The sequence below is a fragment of the Psychrobacter sp. UBA3483 genome (genome assembly GCF_002377905.1).
Taxonomy (GTDB): Bacteria; Pseudomonadota; Gammaproteobacteria; order Pseudomonadales; family Moraxellaceae; genus Psychrobacter.
On sequence record NZ_DFQS01000021.1, the window covers coordinates 1 to 23,742 of the forward strand.

Genomic DNA, 23,742 nt, shown 5'->3' on the forward strand with positions numbered 1-23,742 from the left:
GTGCTTTGTACTCAATAAAAAACTTGGTAACCCGCCTCTTCAGTTTGATTTGCGTATTTCAAGTTGAGAGTGGGGTTATTTTTATAAAATCTTACCGTCAATAGAAAAAGCAGCGCTGAATATTCACTATTCAGCGCTGCTTTTTTAACTTTAACTGTCGTAAAACCGTTTAAGCGCCGCGATGATTATCGACACTGTGATTTTCTATATAGTCATTGATTTGCGTTAGGCGCTCGGGCGTACCGACGTCTATCCAATTGTCTTTAATCACCTCAGCGGTAATCTGAAACTTTAGCATTGCTTGTTTTAGCAGTGGCGCAAGCGCTGCCGGCTGCCCTATTACCAGCCCATCAACCAGTCTTGGTGAGATGACACTGATGCCAGCAAAGGTATATTTGTCAGCATCAGCAATCGGCTGCTCGCTTGCCAGTCCATTATTAATAGCAAAGTCGCCACCATTGTTATGCTCAGGATTATCAATCAATAATAAATGCGCTCGTTGGTCAGCGCCTAATTGATAGTCTCGCAACTGCGCAAAATCATAGGTCGTCCAAACGTCGGAGTTGACTAAGACAAAAGGAGCATCTTGCAGCTTGCCTGTTTGCAGGGCGTTAAAAATCCCACCAGCAGTCTCGAGCGGCTCATCACCTTCATCTGACCAATGCAGCGTTACGCCATACTCTGCACCATCGCCCAATGTTTGCTTTAGTTTATCTGCAAGCCATGAGGCGTTGATAGTGATATCAGTAATGCCAGCAGCTTGTAGCGCCTTGATATGCCAGACAATGAGCGGCTGCCCGCCTACTTTCACCAAAGGCTTTGGCGTCTCGAGTGTGAGCGGACGCAGGCGCGTACCCTTGCCAGCCGCCAAAATCATCGCTTGCGTTATTATCGACATACACGCTCCTTGTTATTGGCTGTATGATTGCCTATTATTCATTATCGACTGTTTTAAACAAAGTAAGAGCGATAAATACTGTCATCGTTTTTATTTTGCTCATGCTGTTTAGATATACTGTTGTACAAATTTATGTTGATAAGCAGGCAAGATAGACTCTCGCAGCCATTCATTAAACGGGCTGACTGCCTGCTTCATATCGGGCTTGCCGTATTCTGCCAGCCACTCTAGCTCAAAAATCAGGTCACGCATGACTTTTGGAATATCGGCCAAATAGCGGCTTTTGCCATCACGCTCAAACAAGCGGATAAAAATACCCAACACTTTTAAATGCCGTTGTACGCCCATGACATTAACATCATTTTCAAACTGCGATGCATTATCAGCTGTCGCAAGCCCTGCCTGTTTTTGCAATTGCCAGCAGTCCTGTATCCAGCTTGTGACTTGACTCTCTGGCCATTCTACATAAGCATCGCGTACCAATGATACCAAATCATAGCTATACGCGCCTATCACCGCATCTTGAAAATCAATCACGCCCAAGCGCGTATGATCTACTTGGTCTTGCATAAGGTTGCGACTGTGATAATCACGATGCACAATAACCTGCGGCTGGGCCAAAATCTCAGCGATTAAAGCCGATTTAAGATTTCCCCAAAGCGTTTGCTCAAGCTCTATACCAATATAAGGAATAAACCACTCGCTAAACAAATCCATCTCACGGTTTAATAGCGCGGTATCATAATCTGGTAATTGATGATCCGTCTTTGCGGTCGCCACTGGCACTGCTTGTAAGGCAACCAAAGTGCGCAGCGCTAATTGATAGTAATCATTCACCTGAGCGGCTGGCGCATCGACCAGCAGATGAGCAAATTCTACCGTACCAAAATCTTGCAATACCAAAAAGCCTTTTGCCACGTCTTGAGCGACGAGCGTCGGAACATTGATTGCTGGTGCCATCAGTTTTGCGACATTAATAAACTGCTGCAACGCGTCTTGTTCGTCAGCCGAATCCATGACAATATAGCGCTCAGTTTCGACAGCATCATTATCAAGTAACTGGATACGGTGATATTGGCGCGCGCTGGCATCACCCGGCAGACTATCAAGAATAAATTTTTGGTTGGCAAACACGTCTTGCAGCCATTGCTCTAACTGCTGCTGGCGCGTAGCGGGTACGCTAGGTACTGTCATGGTTTTATCCGTCATAAAAAGTATCGCAAATTAAATATCAGTCATAAATGACTAAATAAGTGATATGTGGGGCAAATAATTGTTAAAATAATGAGCGCGTGCCTAAGCAACGCAGCAGCTTTAAGCAGACAAACTCTACTGGCTATGCGGCCGTAAAAAGGTCTGTATAATTCGCTATATTATAAATTTTGGTAAATAGTGTAGCTGATTTGGTTTTTTTTGACTATGATTAGTCGTCATTATATGTAAAACGTTCCGATTTTCGAGATTATCGTCTTAATGACAGGTTTATTCGTCGTTAAATAGCGTTAAAATACAGCCTGTCATTTAACGATCGCAATCCAATAGGCTCTACAATCATAGGTGTGCCCTTGTTATATTCTCCGCTCTACCAAAGCATCCGTTTGATTTTATTTGGCGCCTTGGGCTTATCTAGCTTGACGGTCAGTGCAGCCCTTAATCCTGTCGATAATAACGTTGATGCGCAGACGACTGAGACATCAATCACTGACAACCCTAGCGACGGTGAGGCCACCCAGCATACCGCCTTTAACGATTGGGTCAACCAAACCCAAAATGGCGCTGCGGATGCCAATGGTGAAAATGTAAACAGTCAATTAACAACTGCGCCTGCTCTCGATAATAATGATGCATTTACTGATAATAATGTAGACATTACGGCAATTAATGACAGTAGTGACAGTAGTGACAGTAGTGACAGTAATAATGTTAATAACAATGCCGTCAATAACGCTACTAAAGCAAATAATACCACTGTGCCTGTCAATAACAGCACCGCTAAATCCAATAAGCGCAGCATTGATGTCAATGACGAAAGCATTCAAGACAGCCTAATGCGTTTAGCAGAATTTTATGAATTAACGCCTGATAAGGATCCTGCAACGTTACACAATAACAGCAATGATGACATAGCAGATAGTAATAACGACGATATTCAAAACTCTTTTGCCGCGCAAACCATTCCAGCCGTAGGTAGCGATTTAAGGCTACTACCCAATAGCGTCGACAGCGCTCAACGCTGCGAAGGGCAATGGGTTTATCCCAAGAAAAATCCTAATTACCAACGTGCTATCAATGAAACAGGTGCACCTAACGGCCAGCCAGCGCCCAACTTAAACGGCATTCCTAATAATCAAGCACCGTTGTTTGCAGAGTCAGATTATGGCTATTATGACAATGTCGACTATGCCGAGCTTTCAGGCAATGTCATTGTTGACCAAGGAACGCAGCATATCGAAGCAGAGAAAATCGTACTCGATTTGAATAACAATGTCGCAGCTGCGCAAGGTAAAGTGATGTTTACCGACCAAGCGACTGGACAAAACAGCAACGTCCAAAACAGTAAATCTAGCCTCACTGATAAAGCCTCAACTGGTGGTCTCATCGGCGTCGCCGACAGCTTAAACTACAATACCGAAACCGGACAATCAACCGCTAAAGATGTGGCTTTTGCTAGCGTAGAGCTGCAAGCACACGGCTATGCCAAGCACTTAAATCGCCCTAACGAGACGCAGTATGAGCTTGATGAGGTGATGTTTAGTACTTGCCCACCGACCAACCGCAAATGGCAGTTTGATGCCAAAAGTATCGACTTAGATACCGAAACAGGCCGCGGCGAAGCTTATAACACCACGTTCCGTATCGCCGATGTGCCGGTTTTCTATTTGCCTTATTTTAATTTCCCTATAGACAACAGACGCAGTAGCGGCTTTTTATTACCGAGCGCGAGTGTCGGTAGTGAAAACGGACTTGAAGTTGATGTACCTTATTATTTTAATTTAGCGCCGAACTACGATGCCACCCTTAATACTCGCGTTTATACCAACCGTAACCCAATGCTCTCCGGTGAGTTTCGTTATCTAACTGACGAGTACGGCGAAGGGATTTTTAACGGCTCTTATTTGCCCAATGATAAAAAATATGACGGCGAAGACCGTAGCAGCTTTTTTTACGATCATTACTGGTCATCTAACAGTATTCCGCGCTTAAGTGGCGACGCAAAATATAGCTATGTCTCTGATGCCGATTATCTCAACGACTTTGATACCTTAGGTTTGTCAGACAATACCTTAAACCTACCACGCCGTGCGCGGGTTAATTATTATAATGATTATGTCAATGGTGAATTAAAAGTCGAGACTTTCCAAACGCTCGATGCGTTTAACAATAATGGACAGCCATTACAAGACAAAGACAAGCCGTACTCGCGCTTGCCGCAGCTTAAGCTTGACTATCGTCTACCATGGGCAAAAAGTTTTGATATCACGGGCGTAAGTGACTCGGCCTATTTTAAAAAATCCATCGATGATGGCTCTGAAAATGAAAAAAGTGGCACGCGTTTTTATAATAAGCTGAGCGCCGTTTATCCGATGGAAAAATCTTGGGGCTATATCAAACCTAAATTTAGCTTACAGCATTTATATACTTCTTACGATGAAGACAGCTTGGCGGACAATGATTTGAGCAAAGATGACGGCAACCAATCGGTATTTGTGCCTCAAATCAGTGTCGATGCTGGCCTGCACTTTTCTCAAGCGGGCTCACCCTTCGGCGCCTTTGACGATACTTTAGGCGGTTATCGCTTACTCAGTCCGCGCTTAAAGTATACCTACTCGCCCTATAAAGACCAAAACGATATCCCTAACTTTAATACTCGTATTGCTTCTATTAACTATGAGCAACTGTTTTCGGACAGCTGGTTTTTAGGTCATGACCGCTTGCAAGATTTGCATGCCTTTACACCCGGTATTAATTATCGTTACATCGACGCAACGGGTGTGACACGTTTTGATGGTAGTATCGCAGAGCAGTTTTATATCGATGATGGGCGTGTGACCCTCGAAGACCAAAAACCCGTGCTGACGAATTCTTCCTCGGGATTGGTGTGGGATACCAGCACCCAGCCTTATAATAACGTCTGGGTCGATGTAAGCGGCGCGCTTACCCATAGATATGATTTGAACTATATCACCACTGAGCTGCGTTATCAGCCGTCTGACAACAGTCTATTTAACGTCGGCTTTGTGAAGCGTATGCGTGATGAAAACACCGACCAGTTACCTTTATCGGCGTTTACCGCATCAGCCGTATTCCCGATTAATAATAGCTGGCGCGTATTGGCGCAGGGTCAATACGATTATAATCGTGATAAGATGCTCGACTCGTTAATTGGCGTTGATTATGAGGATTGCTGTTTTGGTTTTGCAGTCTATGGTCGTCGTTATTATAATGATTTGAATATCAAAGACAAACCAACACAAGCGATTATGGCAGAAATCAGACTCAACGGTCTTGGTAGCGGTAGCAGCCGTTTAACGCGCTTACTTTCTGATAAAGTTTTGGGCTTTGAGCCGGTTCAAAGCGCATGGAAAGATGAATAAAACGTCGTTTATACCCTTAGATTCACGTATGATTGATGGCTTATGTATCAAGTAACATTTGTGCGACAACGGCATATAACGATGTTCGCCCCCTATTATAAACAGCCCTAGTCGCTACTTAGATGAAGAGTAACGTCAATAGGCTTAACCGATTACCATCCGATGCAATGACATTGATGAGGAGCATCATGAGATTTTTTTCTTTACGTCAGACAAGCCGAGCTGTATTGCTTTCTATGGGTATGATGGGCGCTATTGCTCTGAGCCTGTGTGCGCAAGCAGCCACCGTTAAGCCTGCAAAAGCGTCAGCTGCAAAAGTTGATGCTGGTACTCAGCAAAATAGCGTGAGCCGTTTGACACCTGCCAATAGTACAGACGGTATCATTGCATTGGTCAATGAAAATGCCATTTTAAAAAGTGATCTCATCGCTGCTATGGCGCAAACCCAAGCACGGGCGAAGGCGGCTGGTGAACCGATTGCCAATTCAGCCCAGCTCCAGTCTGAAGTGTTAAACGCCCTCATCATGCGCGAATTACAACTCTCAATGGTCAAACGGGTTGGCTTAAATCCTGATGAAGCCGCCATCAATCAACGTCTGACTCAAATCGCCCAAGCAGAAGGGCTTAGTAGCCTCGGTGAGTTACAACAACGTTTAGACGCTGCAAAACCAGGCAGTTATGCCACCCTACGCGCGCAATTGATTGAAGATGCCGCGATTCAAGCCTTGCAGCAGCGCCAAATCGCAAGCCGCGTGCGCATTAGCGAACAAGATATTGATGCCTTTTTGGCCTCTCCTGAAGCCAAGCGCTTAAGTCAAAGTGAATATCAAACCGTTCACGTTCGTATCCCCTATATAGATGACTATAGCCGTCTGTCGGATACCCAGCGTGAAGAAGCCCTAAAAGTCGCGCAGCGTCTACGCACACGATTACAAGCACCAAATGCTGATGTCACAGAAGCCATTGGCGCAAGTCAAGGTAGCTATCCTATCCAGCTGCAAGGCGGCGATATGGGCTTTCATAAAGCGGCTGCGCTACCAACCGAGCTTGCCAGCGAAATCACCAAACTTGAAGTTGGCGCCGTCAGTGCGCCGTTAGTGACCCCCGAAGGTATTGACATCATCAAACTGGCTGATAAAAAATCCAGTGATACCATGCTAGTGCCGCAGTGGCATACGCGTCACATTTTAGTCAAAGTCGATGAGCTACAAACCGATGCTTTGGCTGAGCAAAAAATCAATGACCTCTACGAGCAATTACGTAAAGGCGCCGACTTTGCGAGCCTAGCCTCAACTTATTCAGATGATCCCGGCTCAGCAGGACGCGGTGGCGATTTAGATTGGGTTGGTGAAGAGCAAATGATTGGTCCGTTTGAAGCGACCATGAAGAATACCGCAGTCGGTGATTACTCTGCACCATTTAAAACGCAATTTGGCTGGCACATTCTAAAAGTTGAAGGCAAGCGCGAGCAAGATGTCAGCGATGAGTACCGTCGCAATATGGCACGTCAAGCGTTATACCAGCGTCTTGCCCCGCAGGCCAAAGAAGACTGGCTACAAGAACTACAAGCTGGCGCTTATATTCAGATACTCGGCTAATGAGTTATTTAATAATATCGAAAAAATTTATAAAAGAAGGGTATATGCTAATGCATGTACCCTTTTTTACTTTATATCATATAGTCAAAATATTCTAAAAACGCGACGGTATTGCTGATATCAATTTTTGTAGCCTCTGTCTACGCAGGCACAGCAAGCAAAAAAATCGATATCAGTAGTACTTGATGTATCTGTATTACTTTTCACTCACTATATGTTAAAAATTCGATGATTTATAAGATAAGCTGTACCTTGGTGCTATATATCCGTTAGCGATCGGAGATGTTTTTTAGTTATGAATAAAAATAACGCACAAAGAAAAGCCCCGAACCTAGGGCGATGGGTTCAGGGCTATGGCGTTTCATATTGTTGTTATTATCTCTTCCGTGTTGACTCATCCTAAGTCATAAACAGTAACCTATAAGACAGCGGGCTGACCTGTGCTTTTATTGTTACTGCCTCAACACTGCATCCTAGCGTATCCTTGTGTTGATGGTTGTATTCTAGGTGAATTGACGCGGGACGACTAGAGGCTAAAGACCTTATTTAGCGTAAGCATTTGCTTACGTCGCTATTGTTTGTTGCGAAGCTTTTATATAAATAATAATACTTTTTTACTCCTCACTCTGTTTATCTGCCTCTGCGTGTTCTTTTGATACCTTACAGCCTTCCTCCTTGCCCGCTTCAATGGTGTTTTTCGCCTCTTTAACATCCTCTGCTTTCTCAGTTGGCGCATTGGTTTCTTGGGTACTGACTTTTTCGGGTTCGTATTGTAGCGTTGTCAGCACCGGAAAATGGTCGGAGCCGATAGACGGCATGCGCTGGATATCGACCAAGGTAAAGCAGGCACTATGGAAAATATGATCCAGCGCCCAACGTAAAAACGGGTACTTAACGTGAAAGGTATTGATAAAATGACGCCCGATACGAGGATCTAGCAAGCCTGAGATACGTTGAAAGCGGCGCGTGGTCTTTGACCAAGCCACATCGTTTAAATCTCCTGCCAATATTGCCGTTTGCTTATTTTCTTTGATGTGTTTTCCAACCATCAACAGCTCAGCATCACGGGTCGTAGACTTATCTGCCTCTGTCGGACTTGGCGGCATCGGGTGCAAACAGTAGAGCCAAATAACTTGGCCGCCTTGCAAACGTAGCTGCGTATGGATAGATGGGATGTCATCAATCATTAGATACTTCACTTCAGGGTCTATGAGCTCAAGCTTAGAATATAGATGCATCCCGTATAGATTATCCAAGGGTACTTTAACAGTATAAGGATAATCTGCTTGAATTTGATTAAGGGCGGTTTCCCATTTTTTATCAGTCTCTAAAGTAATTAAGATATCAGGATGATTATCTTTTACCAGTTCAACCAGTTTTTGGGTTTCATCATTTGGCGTTAACACGTTTGAAACCATGATTTTAAGCTGGTGCGCTTGCCCATCTGGCATATTCTTGGCAGTGAGCACTTCTTTTTTCCACAGTTTGGTATAGGGCAATACCATACGTAGCTGATAGGCGAGCGCGCTACTTAAAACGATAAATAACAGCCACTGCCCAAGCTGCCAATCTGACCAAAATATAACCATGCCAAACCAAGCAGCGAGCCCAAGAAACATAATTTGAATACGGGGAAACTCAACACCACGCACCCACCAATTATCTAGAGGTAACAAGCCCCAAATAGTGACAAAGGCGATTAATCCTGCTAACCACTGAGCGCCATAATATAAGAGGGAGAGATCCATAATATGTGTCGACCGTTTATTAAATGAATGGCAAAGCCAATAATGATAAATAGAATTTTTAATCTAATAATTGTTTAAGCTAAAACATGATTGAGCGGTTAAACTCTAAACCTTTGTAACAAGATAGATAGTCTGCTTACTTTAGCACCTCATCACGTTTGCGCCTACTACTGAACATTCATTAGGCGTGAGCCGCTATAAAAAATTACAATTTAAGCCTTATTTAGAGGGGCTTGAATTTAAGCGAAGTTGACACGATAAATAATCAGCAAGCTTAATAAATAGCAGACTTTATGGCTAGTAGCATTGATAAGTACAAAAGTGAATAAATCATATCTGAAAAACACGGTATATTCTCTAAAAAACCTTGCTTTTTGCTGCTATTCACGGCATTGTTATCGGTTGGCAGTGCAACAATTTATGGTAAAAAGGATTGAGTTTTATGAGTAATTTAACAGTAGGCTTGGTAGGCTGGCGCGGTATGGTCGGGTCAGTATTGATAGAGCGTATGCGTGAAGAAAAAGACTTCGATGGTATCACACCGGTGTTTTTTTCGACCAGTAACGCTGGCGGCGACGCCCCAAGCTTTGACGGTATCAAGACCAGCCAACTAAAAGATGCTCATGATATTGCAGCACTTGCTGCTTGTGATGTGATTATTACCTGCCAAGGCGGCGACTATACTTCAAAGGTACATCAGCCCCTACGTGATAGCGGCTGGACTGGCTACTGGATTGATGCAGCAAGTACCTTACGCATGGAAGACGACAGTATCATTATTCTTGATCCTGTTAACCGCAGCGTGATTGATAGCGCGCTGGCAAATGGCAAAAAAGACTTCATCGGTGGTAACTGTACCGTGTCACTGATGCTGATGGCGATCGGTGAGCTGTTTAATAAAGGGTGGGTGGAATGGGTTAGCGCCATGACTTATCAAGCAGCTAGTGGCTCTGGTGCCAACAACATGCGCGAGTTAATCGAAGGTATGGGCGTACTCCATGATGCCGTTAAAGACGAGCTTGCCGACCCTGCCAGCGCCATCCTTGAAATCGATAAAAAAATCGCCCAGACACAGCGCTCAGACGACTTTCCAAAGCAATACTTTGGCGTACCACTAGCAGGTAGCTTGATTCCTTATATCGACGCACAGTTAGAAAACAAACAATCGCGCGAAGAATGGAAAGGCGGCGTTGAAACCAATAAAATCCTTGGTAATTCTGAAGCAGATAAAATTGCGATTGACGGTATGTGTGTCCGCGTTGGTGCTATGCGTTGTCACGCTCAAGGCTTAACGATTAAACTTAAAAAAGACATCCCGCTAGAAGAAATCGAAGCAGCACTTAAAAACAGCGGTAATCAGTGGTTAGATGTGGTCGAAGACGATAAAGAAGCGACTATTAACCGTTTGACACCGGTAGCAGTGACCGGCACTTTAACAGTGGCGCTAGGACGCCTGCGTAAGCTTAATATGGGCCCTGAATATTTGGGTGCGTTCACTGTCGGCGACCAGCTATTATGGGGCGCAGCAGAGCCTCTACGCCGTATGCTGAATATCATCCGTGAGCAAAATAGCTAATCTCATTTAATCGCCAATAAAAAAGAGACAGCGCTTGCTGTCTTTTTTTGGCATCATTTTTGGCGTTATTTTTTCAATAATGAATCATTTAGGCTGATAAGCAATCATTACTTCATTGCGGCGCATAAACGGTAGTGTCCAAGGGGGATTATAACGCGCCAGCTCAGGCTTACCTGTGATGGTTAAATTTTGCGCTTGCATCCAAGATTGTAGCTCTTTAGTTTTCGCCGCGACTTTTTCAGTATTCGCCAATCCTGAAAATTTAATAACACCATAAGTTTGCGCCGGTATTTCTACAATTTCGATGTTCGGATTATTAGGTCTTGGCAGCGTTTGCTGCGTATATTGGCTTGGCATGGTAAATTGTACGCGCCATTTATCTTCAGCTTGTTGAATGCTGACTGGCGCAGTCATGGCAATTTTCTGTGACTCACGGCTCCCTTTTTTAGTTTCAGATTGCATCGTGACGGGAGCCGTCATGCTAATTTTACGACTCTCGCCATTTGCGGCGCTATTATTGCCAAAGATATAATCTGCTAAGATCTTAAATCCTGCACGGCTTGCTGTATCCTGGTCGCCCGTTACCCAAGTCTGTGCCACTAATTGCTCATCGTAACGACGCAGCTCAAAGTCTTCAGCCTGTTTTAATACAGTATATTTTGGCTCTTCGGTTGCCATAGCTGCTCCTGATAGTAATAATGCGCTCGTTAATAACAGTCCATTTAATAGGGCTTTATTTGATAAGTCGTTATTCAATAGCAAGCGAATCGATGACAAATAGCGTGTTTTGGCCATATTATCTCTCCGCTATGTACATTTAGCACTTAACATTTATTTAATTTATAGTAGCTACTCTTCTACTTTAGCAATGACTTGGCAAGAATGTCTGTGTTTTTTGGTTATAGCATGCCAGTTAATAAACGATTAATGACCCGTTTAATTGTTAGTATGCTTAGGCTATTTTATAAACGCTCTACTTCTCTAAACCAATTGTCAGCCGCTTAAATATCGATGTCCAAAAAAATGCTTAACAATGTTATAATTAGCGCCATTTTCATAGCTTAAATAGCGGTTATCTTATGCAATTTGTCTTACACAAAACGGCCAGCGGTATCACGCGCGCACGCCGTGGTACGGTTCATCTCAATCATGGCGATGTGCAAACGCCTGCTTTTATGCCAGTGGGTACTTATGGTACCGTAAAAGGTATGCTGCCACGTGATATCGAAGCGATTGGCGCCGATATTATCTTGGGCAATACTTTCCATTTATGGCTGCGTCCGGGCACCGATATCATTGATAAATTTGGCGGTCTGCATAAATTTATGCATTGGGATAAGCCAATTCTCACCGATTCGGGCGGTTTCCAAGTATTCAGTCTTGGAGCAATGCGTAAAATCACCGAAGAAGGCGTGACTTTTAAGTCGCCTATCGATGGCGCAAAAGTATTTTTATCGCCAGAAAAATCGATGCAAATTCAATATAGCTTAAACTCAGACATCGTCATGCAATTCGATGAGTGCACGCCCTATCCTGCCACTCATGAAGAAGCCAAAAAATCTTTAGAGTTGTCACTACGCTGGGGCCAGCGCTGTATTAATGAACATAAGAAGCTTGGCAGCACCAATGCTTTATTTGGCATTATCCAAGGCAGTATGTATGCCGATTTGCGTCAGCAATCGCTCGAAGGCCTGCTTGAGATTGGCTTTGATGGTTATGCCATCGGCGGTTTGTCGGTTGGCGAGCCAAAAGAAGAGATGATAAAGGTTTTAGATTATATCGCTGATGATATGCCCGCTGACAAGCCGCGCTATTTGATGGGCGTTGGTAAGCCTGAAGACCTTGTTGAAGGGGTACGTCGCGGCGTCGATATGTTCGATTGCGTGATGCCAACTCGCAACGCCCGTAACGGTCATTACTTTGTTACTGGTGACGCTGAGAATGCCGGCATTATACGCATACGTAATAGTCAGTATCGCACTGATGAAGGCCCACTAGACCCTGAATGTGACTGCTATACCTGCCAAAACTTTAGTCGTGCTTATTTATCACATCTTAATAAATGTAAAGAGATGCTAGGAGCGCAGCTGGCGACCATTCATAACCTGCGTTACTATCAGCGTTTGATGCAAGGTATCAGAGACGCCATCGAGCAAGATAAATTTGATGAGTTTGTAAATGATTTTTATAGCAAACGCGGACAAAGCGTTCCTGAACTCAATTTACGTTAACCATTTTTAGAGTTATCTTATCTGCGTAAGATGCTTTAAGCTAAAGGCAATAAAATGGAAAAGGGCTTAAGATTAATCTTAAGCCCTTTTTATTAGCTAATAATCAATACCGCCTAGAATACAAGCTCGTATTAATCATAGTTAATCTATTAGCTCATCAAAGTGGTCACGAAGACAATCAGTACAGCAATCGGCGCGACGAATTTGGCAATGATTTGCCATAATTGCCAGGTACCATTAGACAATCCAAGCTCTTGCTGAATGCTACGCTGATCCATTTTCCAACCGACAAAGATAATCGCGGCAAGACCAGTTAAAGGTAACATGAATTTACTGGTTAATTTGTCCAGAGCATCAAAAATACCATTACCCATGATGGTAAAGTCACTCCATAGATTGAATGACAACAAAGCTGCGATACCTAATAACCAAACCGCGATACTAGCGACGATGGTCGATACGGTACGGCTCATTGGCGTACGCTCTTCTAACAGCTCAACTGTTGGCTCAAGTAATGAGATTGAAGAAGTCACAGCAGCAAAGGTAATCAATAAGAAGAATAAAGTACCAATGATGGCACCGGCGCCCATACTACCAAAAGCGATAGGCAAACTGACAAAGATAAGACCAGGACCTGAAGCAGGATCAAGACCATTATTAAAGATAATTGGAAAAATAGCCAAACCAGCTGCTAAGGCAATCACGGTGTCTAAAAGAACAACGGTACGCGCGGTGCTTAATAAATTGACGTCTTGACCCAAATAAGAGCCATAAGCCACCATGATGCCCATACCGATAGATAAGGTAAAGAAAGCATGACCAAGCGCTGCTAGCATCACATCGCCATTTAACTTACTAAGGTCTGGCGCAAATAGATAATTGACCGCTTCGCCGAAACCACCGTTCATGACGTTGTAGCCAACAATCACGAATAAAATCACACCCAGTAAAGGCATAAGCACTTTGGCAGTGTTCTCAATACCTTTAGTCACACCAACACCGACGATTAAAGCGGTGATTGCCATGAACACAGTATGCCAGATCGTCAAGGTACCCGCTGACGCTAACATGGCATCGAAGGTTGCCGCTACAGAGTCACTGTCTTGTCCGGCAAAGCTGCCTGAGCCAACTTTGGTGATGTAGTTAAGCGCCCAGCCACCGATGACACTATAAAACGATAGAATTAAAAAACCACCTAAAATACCAGTCGCACCGACAATACCCCAGCTGCGAGACTTGCCTTCACTGGCAGCGACATCAGAAAAAGTATTAATAGGGTTTTTTTGCCCACGGCGACCAATCAGCCATTCTGCAGCCAAAATTGGAAAACCAATCAGAGCAAGACAAAATAAATAAGCGATAACAAAAGCGGAACCGCCACTCTCCCCAACCATATAAGGGAACTTCCAAATATTCCCTAAACCAACTGCCGATCCTACTGCTGCTAGTACGAAGCCAAAACTTGAGCTCCACTGAGCATGTTCTTGTTTATTAATAGCCATTTTGCCTTCCTCGTGCTTCAATTACTGTCGCTTATAATCTTCCTTGATTATCATAAATGGCTCTTGATGATAGAGACTCATTTAACCAGCTTGTCAATGTGACGCGCTTAGCAACATTATGAAAGAATTGTTTACAATATCGTAAACGCTCAGTTTCTGCTAAGCGACCAAAAAAGTCAAGTAGCGATAAATATAAAAAGCCATAACTATTAGTTATGGCTTTTTATATTATTAAGGATAATCTGTCAAAGTATGCTAACTGCAAAATCTTGCTATCATGCTATTTCTATAATTAGTAAAACTATGTTTACCTTACCACACCGCGACGACTTTTTTGTAGCGAATCTATTAGTAAAGCTATTTTTGGCTCTGTTGGTAGCAGCTCTGCTTTTAAAATCTCAAGCGCTTGAGCCGTTGTCAGACCTGACCGATAGATAACACGATACGCTTGGCGCAATACATCAATGGTTTCTTTAGACCAGTCTTTACGGCGCATACCTTCCACATTTAGGCCGTGGGCTTTGGCAGGATTACCAGAAACCATGGTAAAAGCAGCCACGTCCTTTAAAATCAAGCTTGCGCCGCCGACCAAACTGTAATCATCAATAGTACAGAACTGATGAATGCCTGAGTTACCGCCAATAATCGTATGGTTACCAATAGTCACATGCCCTGCCACCCCGACATTATTAGCCAATACATTGTGGTCACCGATTAAGCAATCATGAGCCACATGCGTATTGACCATCAAAAGATTGTGACTGCCAATCTTTGTCAAGCCGCCGTCTTGCTCAGTGCCACGGTGCAAGCTACAAGCCTCACGAATGGTATTATGATCCCCAATCTCAAGCCACGTGCGCTCACCAGCATACTTTAAATCCTGTGGGTCTTCACCAATACTGGCGAACTGATAAAACTGGTTGTATTGTCCAATACGCGTCAATCTTGCTACGACCACGTGCCGATGCAAAACCGTATGGGCGCCAATAGAAACTTCATCACCGACAATACAATAAGGACCAATGATGGCAGTCTCATCAATGTTAGCGGACGGTGAGATGAGTGCTGTTGGATGGATCTGACTCATAATATGGACCTTTGTATCATCTGATGCGAATAAATGGTAAAACAAGTAAAGCAAGCTTAGCGTGAATAATCAACCTGATACTGGTTTTAGTTAAAATATGGTTAAAAATACAACGACGCCCAAAAGTATAACGATGTTTAAAAATAGCACTCTATCTAAATACCGAGATAAGTTTCTGTATTTCTACTAACGATTGCATATCGACGACAGATTTAGCCAATTTTATAAACTTGTCATACAACAGCAATCAGCGTATTTTATTGTCCTTGCCGGGCAATCATAATTTGCGCACTAGCTGCAAGTTCATCTTCGACATGGACAGTACAATCAAACTTATAAATACCCTGCTTTTGCATCACGGTTTTAGCACGGATAATCAGCTGATCACCAGGGATAACACGGCGTTTAAAACGCACTTTATCCACGCCTGCAAACAAATACAGATAACCGTCTTCTGCCGTCAATCCGGCGCTAATAAACCCAAGGACGCCCGATACTTGCGCCATTGACTCGACCATCAATACGCCTGGCATAATGGGCTGATCAGGAAAATGCCCATTAAAAAACTCTTCGTTAATGGTCACGTTTTTGATAGCAGTGATACATTCACCAGGCGTGCACGATATGACTTTATCTACCAGCAAAAATGGATACCGATGTGGCAGATAGTGCTTTAAGGTGTGATAGGTTAACGGCAGTGTTAAGCCTTGTTCTGCTAAGCTTTTAATGTCTTCATCAGTCGGTCTATCAATATCAGTTGTGCTCATAATGGCGCTTCCTTGCTCTATACTAAGCATTGCTTTGTCTTTAAGCATTGCTGTGTTTTTAAATTTTATAAATAATTGAATGTCTTATTCATTAAGCATTCATTGTCATGCATTAATCGCGCTAGACTAATCGCGACCAAGCTGGCGAAAGCGTACCGCCGCACGGCGCCAATTGGCTGTTGGCATGGCCGCTGTACCAGAGGAGTATGAACCAGCCTTGGTAATAGATTTGGTCACCATGGTCATGCCAGATAGAGTGACGTCATCAGCAATCTCAATATGGCCAGTAATGCCAACAGCGCCGCCGATAATGCAGCGCTTACCAATAGTGGTACTACCGGCAATGCCAGTTTGCGCTGCGATGGCGGTACCATCACCGATACGGACGTTATGGGCAACTTGTACAAGATTGTCGATAATAACATTATTCCCAATCACCGTATCGTCGATGGCGCCGCGATCGATACAGGTTTGGCTACCAATTCTGACATTATCTCCAATGACCACGCGTCCTAACTGAGCTATACGCTCCCAGCCAGTGACGCTAGGGTTACTCGTAGGCGCAAAACCAAAGCCTTCAGCTCCTATGCTAACCCCTGCATGCAACCTAACGTGATTACCAATGATACAATCATGTCCGATGACCACTTGTGATTTGAGCACACAATCAGTACCGATACTGCTGTCCGCCTCAATGACCACGTGAGCATCGAGCACACTGCGATCACCAATTTGTACCCCCTCACCAATCATACAAAAAGGCCCAACAGTCACCCCGTTGCCAACGACCGCACTTTGCGCTATCACGGCACTCGGATGAATGCCCTTAAACAAGGAGGTACGGGCAAATAGTTGACTGGCGCTGGCATAAGCCAAATAAGGCGCAGCAACGACTAATGCAACGGCGGTTTTGGCGACTTTATCATGATGTTCTGCCGTGGTTAGCACAGCCCCCGCCTGACTGGTTGCCAGACTAGGCAGGTAATGCGGATTGGCCAAAAAGCTTAATTGCTTCAAATTGGCGGTGGTTAAATTACCAATACCTGCTAATTTTAGACACAATTGCTCAGCGCTAAGGTCATCTTTGTTAAGAACAGGCTGACGCTGCTCAATCCGCGTGATAAGTTGCTCAATCGTTATCATAGTTGCTATTAGTATAATTAGGATTAGTATTGGTATGAATAAGTGAGTCGCCAAGTTGAGATATCAGCTTGGCGACCTATTAAATTTTAACGGCTTGTTAATTTACTTAGCTACATAAACAAACGAAAGCGATTAAACTGCTGCATCTCACTTTATCGGACTAAAAAGTATTACCGATTTGGAACTGAACTTTTTCAGTCTCATCGCCTTCTTTATCACCGATAGGCACCGCATAACTGAGCGAAATCGGACCAATTGGTGTATACCACGTTACCCCTAAACCCGCACTAAAGCGGAATTTATTGTCTTGAGTAAGCAATTTGACTTCACTACCATCTTCATTGACGGCAGGTTGACCAGTTACTGGGTTGATAAAGGTGCGATCTTCTTTGTCTGTGGTATCAAATACTTGACCACCTTCGGCAAATAATACCGGACGTACTTGGTCCGCCCAATCGCCTTTAAATGGCATTGGTAGAATAAGCTCGGTACCAAAGCTAACGAGCGCATTACCGCCAACTTCCTCATCTTTTAGATAACGTACATCTTTGTTAACTGCGTCATAATAACTTTGCGATTTAGGTCCTAGCGTTGAAGCCTCATAGCCACGTACTGAGCCATAACCACCGGCATAGAAGTTTTCATAAAACGGTAAGTCATTACCATAGCCGAGCTTGGTATAACCACGCGCAACCCAATCTTTATAAATTGGATAATAAATATTGCCGCGATAAGTAAGCTTTTGATAACTTTCATCGCCAAGGCCAATGGTTGCATCGACAGTATGGCTCATGCCTTTATTGGGGAATACGGGGCGATCTAGCGTACTGTAATCCCAGCCTAATAATAAGTTATAGGTCTGATAATCGTTTTTAAAGCCTGTACGATTTGAAGGGGTATCATCATCATTAACAAACTCTTCAAATGTACCGCCGCCATCAATAATCTGCTGTACGTTTGAAACACCAAGACGGTTACCACCGCGTACGCTTGTCTTATCAACGTTTAAGCCGGCACTGACACGTTTGGTTTCATCAACAGGATAGCTGTAGTTGAGCGTGGCACCGTAAGCATCGGTCACATAGTTACTGACGTTTCTATCATCGTATTTGGTTTCACGATAATACGCGCTGATACCTTGTGACACGCCGTTTTCGGTAAAGTACGGATCGGTATAACCTAAGCTGTAAGAATCACGCGTTTCAGAACGTGATAGCGCCGCTTTCACACGGTTACCCGTACCCATAAAGTTATTTTGGGTTAAATCTAACTGGAAAGTCACACCACCACTTTGCGAGTAACCAGCAGCAATCGTTGAGCTGCCAGAAGGCTGCTCTTCGACCGCATAGTTGACATCGACTTGGTCTGGCTGGTTGGGCACAGGCTTCACATCAACGTTGACCGCCTTAAAGAAACCGGTACGCATCAAGCGGGTACGTGACAACTGAATTTTATCGTTAGAGGCCAGTGTACCTTCTAATTGACGCATTTCACGGCGCAATACTTCATCTTGGGTTTTGATGTTACCCGTAAAGTTAATACGGCGCACATAGATAGGACGCGCAGGATCGATATAATAATCCACATCGACGACTTTGGTCTCATCATTGATACGCGGTACTGGTCTGATTTGCGCGAGATAATAGCCTTCATTACCATAACGGCTCTTAAGTGCAGCAGTGGTCGCATCAAGTTTGGCTTGTGAATATTTTTCATTGGGCGCAAACGTAACCAGCTCTTTTAGCTCATTGTTATCAAAGGTTGGTTTACCTAAGAAGTTCACCTCGCCAAATTGATATTGCTCGCCTTCACTAAGACTGACTTCGATAAACACATTGCTCTTATCTTCACTGATGTTAAGAACGGCATTATCTACGGAAAAACGCACATAACCATCGTTTTGATACAGTGCTTTTAGATTTTCTAAACTGGCAGCCAGCTTTTCTTTGGCATAGCGATCAGACTTAGATAACAGGCGCGTCCACGACGACTCTTTTACCGCAAAAACGTCTTTAATATCTTCATCACTAAAGTGCTTGTTACCAATGATATTGATATCGACCACTTTGGCAGGCTTACCTTCGATAAAGCGCACGTCAAGCTTGACGCGATTACCATCTAACAGTGTTTGGTCAACTTCGATATTGCTATTGTAATAACCTTGACTGATATATTGCTGTTGTAGCTCGTTGGCGACACCTTGCAGTGTCGCTTGCTTCAACACATCACCGACCGACAAACCAGCGTTACCAAGCCCTTGCTCAAGCCCTTCTTTTGGGATGAGTTTATTGCCTTCAAAGTTTACTTCAGCGATGATAGGACGTTCGACGACATCAAAACGCAGCTTGCCGCCTTCGACACGACTTTGAATGTCAGCGAAGTTTTCAGTCGCATATAGTGCCTTAATACTGGCGGCCAAACTACTATCATTAACCGTATCACCCACCGAAATCGGCAAAACCGGATAGAGACTATCAGGAGTTAGGCGTTGTAGACCATTAAAGCCGATATCAGTGACCACAAATTCTGCAGCCTGTACCGGCATACTCATCATCGCTACAACTAACGGCAACCCAGCCGCGCTCATAAATAAAGGCGTACGCATAAACACTATCCGTCAATAAAAAACTTGCTTAAGTTAAGGTAAAAAGCACGTGTTGTCTAGCCCATTTCGCATAAAGTCAGAAACTTCAGCACGGCAGACTCAGGACACTTTATATAAAACGCATCATAAAATAAACTAAAAAATAAAATTAGTACAGTAGCGGTAATAGAAAATAATCGCCGTATCACATAAGCCATCTATACTTTAGCAGTATGCAAGCATTAAACCATCATGCTTTAGTTGATAAACAACCACATTATTTATCAAAACAGCCGACTGATATCATTACCAATTGCTAACACCATGAAACCTGCCAGCAAGAGTAAACCGACATTTAGACCGACCATTTGCACGCCCTCAGACAGCGGTTTGCCACGTATCAGCTCAATAAGATAGTAAACAATATGACCACCATCTAACACTGGAATGGGCAAAAGGTTCAAGACCGCAAGGCTCAAACTGATCAACGCTGCTGTCGATAACACCATCTGCCAGCTAATATCAAAGCTCTGTTTAGCGACTTTCGCAATAGTAATCGGACCTGATAAATTCTCCAAACCTATCATACCTGACAGCATCTTACCCATTGAGCTGACTGTCATAACGGCTAACTGCTCCGTCTTCTCAAACGACTTAACTAATGATTCCCCAAGACCATAAACAACCGTGGTTTTGTAGGCGTCAGGAATGACAATTTCAGACTCTGCCACCATAGCACCAATTTGCCCGTAATCGTTACCTAAATTGTCTTTTTTACCTTGCGGCATGATGAATAACTGAACTTGTTTGCCGTCACGCAATACAGTGAAATTGAGCAAGGTTTCAGGATTATCGCGAATGATACGCGTGGCGCTAATCCAGTCGGTAATCTCTTTACCATTAATAGCCGTAATGCGGTCACCAACCTGCAAGCCTTGACGGCTGGCAGCGCCATCGGGCGTTAAATTGCCAACGATTGGTGCGATGTTTGGTTGCCACGGTATCATACCAAAGCTTGATAACGCATCTTTGCCTTGCGCGTCGCCTTGCATAAATTCTTTAATCGGTGCTTGATAGGTTTTGGTGGCGTTACTACCTGTTGCTTCAGACTTTAAGGTGACACTGACATGATCGGTTTCACCCATACGCCCAGCAAGACGATAGTTAATACCTTCCCACGTTTGGACGTCATGACCGTCAATAGCAACGATTTTATCGCCCACAGGCAACTGTGCCATCGCCGCTGGGGTATCGGGTAGCACTTGCCCTATCTTTGTTGCCAATTGCTCAGACGGGGTCATAAATAACACCCAAAATAGCGCAATAGCGATGACAAAGTTCATGATAGGACCCGCGGCAACAATTGCAATTTTCTTCAGCGGATGTTGACGATTAAAGGCTAGATGCTGCTCATTGGCTGCCACCTCGCCTTCACGCTCATCGAGCATTTTGACATAACCACCAAGCGGCAGTGCCGAGATGCGATAATCAATACCGCTCTTTTTACTGGTCCAACCAAAGAGTTTTGGGCCAAAACCGATAGAATAGGTCAGCACTTTAACGCCGCAAAGACGCGCCACGATGTAATGACCCCACTCATGTAAGGCGATGAGCGGACCTAAGACAAATATTGCCGCAAGCAGCGTTAATAAAAACGTCATCATCTTTTCTCAGTATTAGCTCGTAGTATTGTCTTTTAACATCGTTTATCACTATCATTTCTTGGCGTACTGTTTAGCATCATCTGTCGATATCATTTTTTAATAGAACTTATCAAATAGCTAAATTTTATAGGTTTAGGCCAACTTCGCCACCAGCGTATCAGTATGTTGACGCGCTATTTTATCGATAACTAAAATATCTTCAATATCGGCAGTCTCATCTAATACGGGCACCTGTATCTCATCTAATGCTTGCGCATTAATATCCGCAATATCGGTGAGGCGAATTTGCCCGTTTAAAAATGCCGCAACCGCAATCTCATTGGCAGCGTTTAGTACAATCGTGGCCTGTGTACCCGCTTGCATCGCCTGCCTTGCCAAACGCAAACAGGCAAATTTCTGCAAATCAGGCTCAATAAACTCTAAACCGCTTAAGGCAAATAAATCCAATGGCTGCGAGCCGCTATCGATACGGTCAGGGTAACTGAGCGCGTGGGCGATAGGTGTCTTCATATCGGGACTGCCTAGTTGCGCTAAAAAGCTGCCATCGCTATATTCTACCATTGAGTGAATAATACTTTGTGGGTGAATGACCACATTTATCTTATTTTCTGGCAGATCAAATAAATGGCAAGCTTCAATCAGCTCAAGCCCTTTATTCATCATCGTAGCCGAGTCGACCGATATTTTTTGCCCCATCGACCAATTCGGATGTTTCACCGCTTCAGCAACACTAGCTTGCTGCATCTGCTCAAATGACTGCTGTAAAAAAGGTCCGCCAGATGCCGTTAACCATAATTTACGCACACCATGATTTGGCTGATGGACTTGGGTATTATCTTGCTGAATTGCTAATGGCAAACATTGAAAAATGGCGTTGTGTTCTGAATCTAAAGGCAACAAGGTCGCATGATGCGTTTTAACCGCATTAATCATGACTTTCCCTGCCATGACCAAGGCTTCTTTATTGGCCAATAAGATGCGCTTACCTGCGCGTGCGGCAGCTAAGGTAGAAGGCAGTCCGGCTGCCCCTACGATAGCAGCGACAACGGTATCGGTTTGCGTGTCAGTTGCAATATCGACCAGCCCTACTTCACCGCCGACCACATCAATATTTAAACCTGCTGCGCTAAGACGCTGAGCGAAATCATTGACCGCTGATGTCGGCAAACTGACGCGTTTGGGCAAAAACTGCTGACAGAGAGCAAATAGCTTATCTAAACGGTGATAGCCTGATAAGGCATAAACTTCATAGTTCTGTGGTTGCGCCGCTAAAATTGCTAACGTGCTATCGCCAATCGATCCTGTCGCGCCTAGTACGGCGATGCGTTGGGTCATAACCATCTGTGCCTATAATACGGTGAAATTAAATGAGAAATAAAGACAATAAATATAAGGTATAGAACCTAATAATAGGCAGCTTAGTCGCTACCAAATATGTAAGCTCTACCTCTTTTTATATTTTTAGCCTGATAGGTTTTTATTTTTAGACTACTTATTGTTATGCGACAATTAAACCAAGCTGCTGTATTGCCCAAAAGCCCAATGCAAATATCGGTGTGGCAGACAATAACGAATCAATGCGGTCAAGAACCCCGCCATGCCCCGGTAAAATCGTTCCAGAATCTTTAACATCAGCACGGCGTTTGAGCATCGACTCAAACAAATCGCCCAATACGGACGCTAAAATCGTTAACGCCGACAAGGCTACAAAAGCGACTAATGGTACGCCAGTCAATTGTAGTTTAAAGACACTAATGACGATGACCACAAGCAAGCCTGTGACTAAACCGCCTGCCAACCCTTCCATACTTTTATTGGGGGAAACATTTGGTGCCATCTTGCGGCGACCGAGCTTACGCCCAACAAAGTAAGCGCCACTATCGGCACACCAGACCAGCAAGAACACATATAACAGCCACCATGCTGACAGCTGCCATAAGTAGAACATAGCGGTAATGGCGGCGGTCAATATTACTGCACCCATCAATGCCAATTTTTTACCGTACCAGTTGGTATGAGTCGGAAATACCCGCACCCAAGACAGCGCCATCAGCCAGATAACCAATGACGCCACCCACCAAAACAGCCACGTGACTTTAAACATCAGCGAGACGATGGTCAGTGCTAACACTAAGAGCACAAATAGCGCAGGCTGCTGCCATTTTGGCATCAGCTTGGTCCACTCGTGGGCGGCGATAATGACACCAACCGCTAGCAGCGGCGCAAACAAAATAGGAGTTTGGCTCGCAAACATTGCAATACCAACGATAATAACGAGAACAATTGCCGTCTTAATTCGTTGCCACATACTTATCGAGCCTTATATAACGAAGAATGTTTGGTCAAAAT

General features: G+C 44.0%; 16 protein-coding genes. 4 read left to right on the forward strand and 12 right to left on the reverse strand.

Translation table 11 applies throughout. The features are described 5' to 3' along the window. Nucleotides 1-169 precede the first annotated feature (169 nt). Nucleotides 170-898, reverse strand: a complete 729-nt coding sequence (gene murU / locus B2866_RS03925; protein WP_296190885.1) for an N-acetylmuramate alpha-1-phosphate uridylyltransferase MurU — start codon at nucleotides 896-898, stop codon at nucleotides 170-172. 108 nt (nucleotides 899-1,006) lie between these two features. Next, entirely contained in the window at nucleotides 1,007-2,092 is a 1,086-nt protein-coding gene (locus tag B2866_RS03930) for an aminoglycoside phosphotransferase family protein (protein WP_296190886.1), read from the reverse strand. Nucleotides 2,093-2,463: 371 nt separating this feature from the next. Between B2866_RS03930 and B2866_RS03935 the strand changes: the two genes are divergently transcribed. Beyond that, entirely contained in the window at nucleotides 2,464-5,493 is a 3,030-nt protein-coding gene (locus B2866_RS03935) for an LPS-assembly protein LptD (protein WP_296190887.1), read from the forward strand. A 188-nt stretch (nucleotides 5,494-5,681) separates the two neighbouring features. Then, the gene (locus tag B2866_RS03940; RefSeq protein ID WP_296190888.1) at nucleotides 5,682-7,091 is read left to right on the forward strand and encodes a peptidylprolyl isomerase; all 1,410 of its coding nucleotides are present in this window, start codon (nucleotides 5,682-5,684) and stop codon (nucleotides 7,089-7,091) included. Between the two features lie 614 nt (nucleotides 7,092-7,705). On the opposite strand, the gene B2866_RS03945 is transcribed toward B2866_RS03940, so the two are convergent. Further along, the gene (locus B2866_RS03945) at nucleotides 7,706-8,839 is read right to left on the reverse strand and encodes an endonuclease/exonuclease/phosphatase family protein (protein ID WP_296190889.1); all 1,134 of its coding nucleotides are present in this window, start codon (nucleotides 8,837-8,839) and stop codon (nucleotides 7,706-7,708) included. A 442-nt stretch (nucleotides 8,840-9,281) separates the two neighbouring features. Between B2866_RS03945 and asd the strand changes: the two genes are divergently transcribed. Further along, nucleotides 9,282-10,415: an aspartate-semialdehyde dehydrogenase gene (gene asd, locus B2866_RS03950; RefSeq protein ID WP_296190890.1), complete on the forward strand. Its 1,134-nt coding sequence runs from the start codon at nucleotides 9,282-9,284 to the stop codon at nucleotides 10,413-10,415. Nucleotides 10,416-10,499: 84 nt separating this feature from the next. On the opposite strand, the gene B2866_RS03955 is transcribed toward asd, so the two are convergent. Beyond that, a complete protein-coding gene (locus tag B2866_RS03955) occupies nucleotides 10,500-11,210 on the reverse strand; it encodes an SOUL family heme-binding protein (RefSeq protein WP_296190891.1) in 711 nt (236 codons plus the stop codon). Between the two features lie 284 nt (nucleotides 11,211-11,494). On the opposite strand from B2866_RS03955, the gene tgt reads away from it, so the two are divergent. Then, nucleotides 11,495-12,646, forward strand: coding sequence for a tRNA guanosine(34) transglycosylase Tgt (gene tgt / locus B2866_RS03960; protein ID WP_296190892.1), 1,152 nt, complete (start codon nucleotides 11,495-11,497; stop codon nucleotides 12,644-12,646). A gap of 149 nt (nucleotides 12,647-12,795) precedes the next feature. Here tgt and B2866_RS03965 read toward each other — a convergent pair whose 3' ends face one another. The 8 genes from B2866_RS03965 to B2866_RS04000 form a co-directional block, all read right to left on the reverse strand. Then, entirely contained in the window at nucleotides 12,796-14,148 is a 1,353-nt protein-coding gene (locus B2866_RS03965; protein ID WP_296190893.1) for a sodium-dependent transporter, read from the reverse strand. A gap of 307 nt (nucleotides 14,149-14,455) precedes the next feature. Then, nucleotides 14,456-15,235 (reverse strand): acyl-ACP--UDP-N-acetylglucosamine O-acyltransferase, encoded by a 780-nt coding sequence (gene lpxA, locus B2866_RS03970; RefSeq protein ID WP_296190894.1) that lies wholly within the window; start codon nucleotides 15,233-15,235, stop codon nucleotides 14,456-14,458. 257 nt (nucleotides 15,236-15,492) lie between these two features. Further along, entirely contained in the window at nucleotides 15,493-16,002 is a 510-nt protein-coding gene (gene fabZ / locus B2866_RS03975; RefSeq protein ID WP_296190895.1) for a 3-hydroxyacyl-ACP dehydratase FabZ, read from the reverse strand. A 126-nt stretch (nucleotides 16,003-16,128) separates the two neighbouring features. Further along, on the reverse strand, nucleotides 16,129-17,145 hold the full coding sequence (gene lpxD, locus B2866_RS03980) for a UDP-3-O-(3-hydroxymyristoyl)glucosamine N-acyltransferase (RefSeq protein ID WP_296190896.1): 1,017 nt from the start codon (nucleotides 17,143-17,145) through the stop codon (nucleotides 16,129-16,131). Between the two features lie 160 nt (nucleotides 17,146-17,305). Further along, on the reverse strand, nucleotides 17,306-19,750 hold the full coding sequence (gene bamA / locus B2866_RS03985) for an outer membrane protein assembly factor BamA (protein ID WP_296190897.1): 2,445 nt from the start codon (nucleotides 19,748-19,750) through the stop codon (nucleotides 17,306-17,308). Between the two features lie 263 nt (nucleotides 19,751-20,013). Beyond that, a complete protein-coding gene (gene rseP, locus B2866_RS03990) occupies nucleotides 20,014-21,390 on the reverse strand; it encodes an RIP metalloprotease RseP (RefSeq protein ID WP_296190975.1) in 1,377 nt (458 codons plus the stop codon). 135 nt (nucleotides 21,391-21,525) lie between these two features. Continuing rightward, nucleotides 21,526-22,734, reverse strand: a complete 1,209-nt coding sequence (gene ispC, locus B2866_RS03995) for a 1-deoxy-D-xylulose-5-phosphate reductoisomerase (RefSeq protein ID WP_296190898.1) — start codon at nucleotides 22,732-22,734, stop codon at nucleotides 21,526-21,528. A 157-nt stretch (nucleotides 22,735-22,891) separates the two neighbouring features. After that, nucleotides 22,892-23,701, reverse strand: coding sequence for a phosphatidate cytidylyltransferase (locus tag B2866_RS04000; RefSeq protein ID WP_296190899.1), 810 nt, complete (start codon nucleotides 23,699-23,701; stop codon nucleotides 22,892-22,894). Nucleotides 23,702-23,742 lie beyond the last annotated feature (41 nt).